3 protein-coding genes are annotated in these 2,620 nt (G+C 37.3%); all 3 read left to right on the top strand.

Annotation, left to right across the window (positions count from 1 at the left end):
• Nucleotides 1-415: 415 nt before the first annotated feature.
• The 3 genes from AB4Z33_RS30730 to AB4Z33_RS30720 all read left to right on the top strand — a co-directional run bounded on the left by AB4Z33_RS30730 (nucleotide 416) and on the right by AB4Z33_RS30720 (nucleotide 2,600).
• Entirely contained in the window at nucleotides 416-1,354 is a 939-nt protein-coding gene (locus AB4Z33_RS30730; RefSeq protein WP_442053537.1) for an AlbA family DNA-binding domain-containing protein, read from the top strand.
• Nucleotides 1,355-1,499: 145 nt separating this feature from the next.
• Nucleotides 1,500-2,180, top strand: a complete 681-nt coding sequence (locus tag AB4Z33_RS30725; RefSeq protein ID WP_442053536.1) for a DUF4145 domain-containing protein — start codon at nucleotides 1,500-1,502, stop codon at nucleotides 2,178-2,180.
• A gap of 252 nt (nucleotides 2,181-2,432) precedes the next feature.
• Complete coding sequence (locus AB4Z33_RS30720) at nucleotides 2,433-2,600, top strand: hypothetical protein (protein WP_442053535.1); 168 nt, start codon at nucleotides 2,433-2,435, stop codon at nucleotides 2,598-2,600.
• Nucleotides 2,601-2,620 lie beyond the last annotated feature (20 nt).

Raw genomic sequence — 2,620 nt, 5'->3', positions numbered from 1 at the left:
AGGTATCTCAAGTCACCGTCATCTAACACCATATTCACGCACCGGCATTTAACATCGGTCCGGCAGGAGTAAGAGGTAGATTCGATGATGCGTTTGGCAGCAGCGGGGATGGAGGGATTTCAAGCTAGAACCTGAAAATAAACGTATTAATATAGGTTTTTTTTATTTTAAGTATGAAGACTACGAAAGAGCGATAAATGAGACTTATTGTATCGTAGGAGTTCAATAAGCCATTTTTTGTATTCCGATGAAGGAAGGGGATTCACCTAACACTGTAGTCACGCTGCGGGCCGTTCGGCCCATGGTCCGTCAGAAGTTAAAAAGCCAGGAAGTTAGCAGCCGGACACATCCGACATTCGTAGGATGTCGTGAATAAAAGAACGTTATAAGAAATTTCAGCAAAGGATGAGAAAGAATGATTAATCAAGAAGAATTAATTAAATTGATTAACAAAGAAGAAGGGTACGAAGTTGAATTTAAGGAATCTCTCGCGGGACTTAAAACTGAGGACGTAGTTGCGTTTGCAAATTCAATATCTGGTGGTGTTATATTAATTGGCGTAAAGGATGATGTTGACACTATAGGTAGGCAGTTAGGGACTATTGTTGGGTGTCCAATTAGTGATAATGGAAAGCTATCAATATTAAACAAGGCTCAAAGCTGCAGACCACCAGTAAATTTAGAGATCACAGCCCAAGATATCAATGGTCAAAGTATATATATTCTAGAAATACCAAGTGGTGACTTTAAGCCTTATTGTACTGACGGAGGCACGTATCGGATTAGAGGTGATGGGCAGAAACGCTCCCTATATCCTAACGAACTACTTTCGTTATTTATGGAAAGTGAAAGAAATAAGTTTATAGACAGCTTCAAAGAAGCAACAAGAGAATTGGAACAAAATTTAAACGAAACAAAAACTCAAGTTTTAAGACAAACCAGTTCGTTAATTAAAGAGCTTCAACTTTTTGATAAGAAAATATCGGAAGCATTAGATGACATATATTCAACTGCTGATGGTGCGGAAAGCAATTCAAGTAGTGTCGAAAGTACTGTGAGTGATATTGAAGATACAGTTGACGAAATATGGGGGATATTAACTGCCGTTGCATATCTAATACCAAGAATAGATTCTGGTGTTGGTAATAGAAGTTCAACTGAGTTTGATCCACGACTATTTCTAAAAGAGAGCTTATCAAGATATGTAAAGAGATTAAGAAGAGACGGCCACTTCTCAGAAAGACTTATTGAAAGGCAGATAAAGCTACTACGAAGGGTTTATCCTGAAGTAAACAAGCATGAAATAGAACAAATAATAAAAGAAATTAATGCGAGTAAACTCGTTGAAGGCTGAAACTTCTTATAACACAGTATCCAGGCATCGGACTGACCCCCTCGGTCCTCAGAGGCATTTCGGGGAATCGGAATCAGCGGACATCCCTTTCGGTGTTCGTGAATACAATAACGTTATCAGAAATCACAGTAAAGGGCGGAAATATATGAAGGAAAAAGTTATTACTTGTCTCCATTGTGGTAATAAAACATCTATGAAAGTCGTCGCAAGTTATGACACGGTAGAACATGAAGAGATTTGGGGTAATTCTGATAATCTTTATAATCCTGCTTATGTAACTACTTATTATAAACGATGGGAAATGTATTTGTGCCCGGTCTGTACAGAAATTACTATTCAAAGAAGTACCTCATTTAGTGAAGAGACAGAGCCAAATGGAAAACCTATTACATATACAGACATAATCTTTCCTTCAGGTTCTAGTGAGAACAAACATCTCCCACAATCAGTACTAAATGCATTTGATGCTGCATTAAAGGTAAGAAATTTAGACGGAGCAGTTTGTATTATGGCATTGAGGAGAACCTTAGAAATGATGTGTAAACATAAGAATGCTAAGGGTAAAGATTTATTTGCAAAATTGAAAGATCTTCAGTCAGAAAATATTTTACCTCCGATTATGGAAGGGGTTTCATATATTTTGAGGAAAGAAGGAAACTCTGCTGCTCATGCAGATGATAAAGAGTTTTCAAGTGAGACTGTCGAAATGATGATTGAATTTACTGAAGTAATCTTAGATTACGTTTATTCGCTACCAGCAAAAATAGAGCAGGCACAATTAAGATTAAATAGAGAATCAAACAAAAAAGAAGAAAGTGGAGGTTAATTCATAGAGGTCTGTGACTTCTGATAGCACCGTATTCACGCTGCGTCGCTAACGCTCCTTGGTTCGGCCGAAGTTGAAAGAAGCGAATTCAGAGAAGTTAATTCATTAGCAAGGAAGCTTATTCAGCCAAACAACCATGCACTGGCTAAGTCCGTAGGACCAGTTCGCTGTAGCTCACTTAAGCCAGTGAGGGAGTGAATACAACAACGTTATCGGAAACTGCTGAAAAATATATAAAAAAGAGGTGAGAAGATGGTCAGTGAATATTATCCTCTACCAGATATCAGAGAAGGAATAAAAGTTCAGGATTTTATTCTCACTAAGTCTTCTGGAAAGTCACTGGAGGAAGAGAAAAAAATTTTTTCTAAAAAAACAAGCCAAAATGTAATGATTAGTTCTTTCTCAATTAATAGAAATTGACTACGAATCCTCATTACATT

Origin of the sequence: Paenibacillus sp. 2TAB19 (assembly GCF_052115185.1) — a bacterium.
Classification (GTDB): domain Bacteria; phylum Bacillota; class Bacilli; order Paenibacillales; family Paenibacillaceae; genus Pristimantibacillus.
The sequence above is the reverse complement of the archived record's forward strand: the minus strand, read 5'-3'. Positions and strand labels throughout refer to the sequence as shown.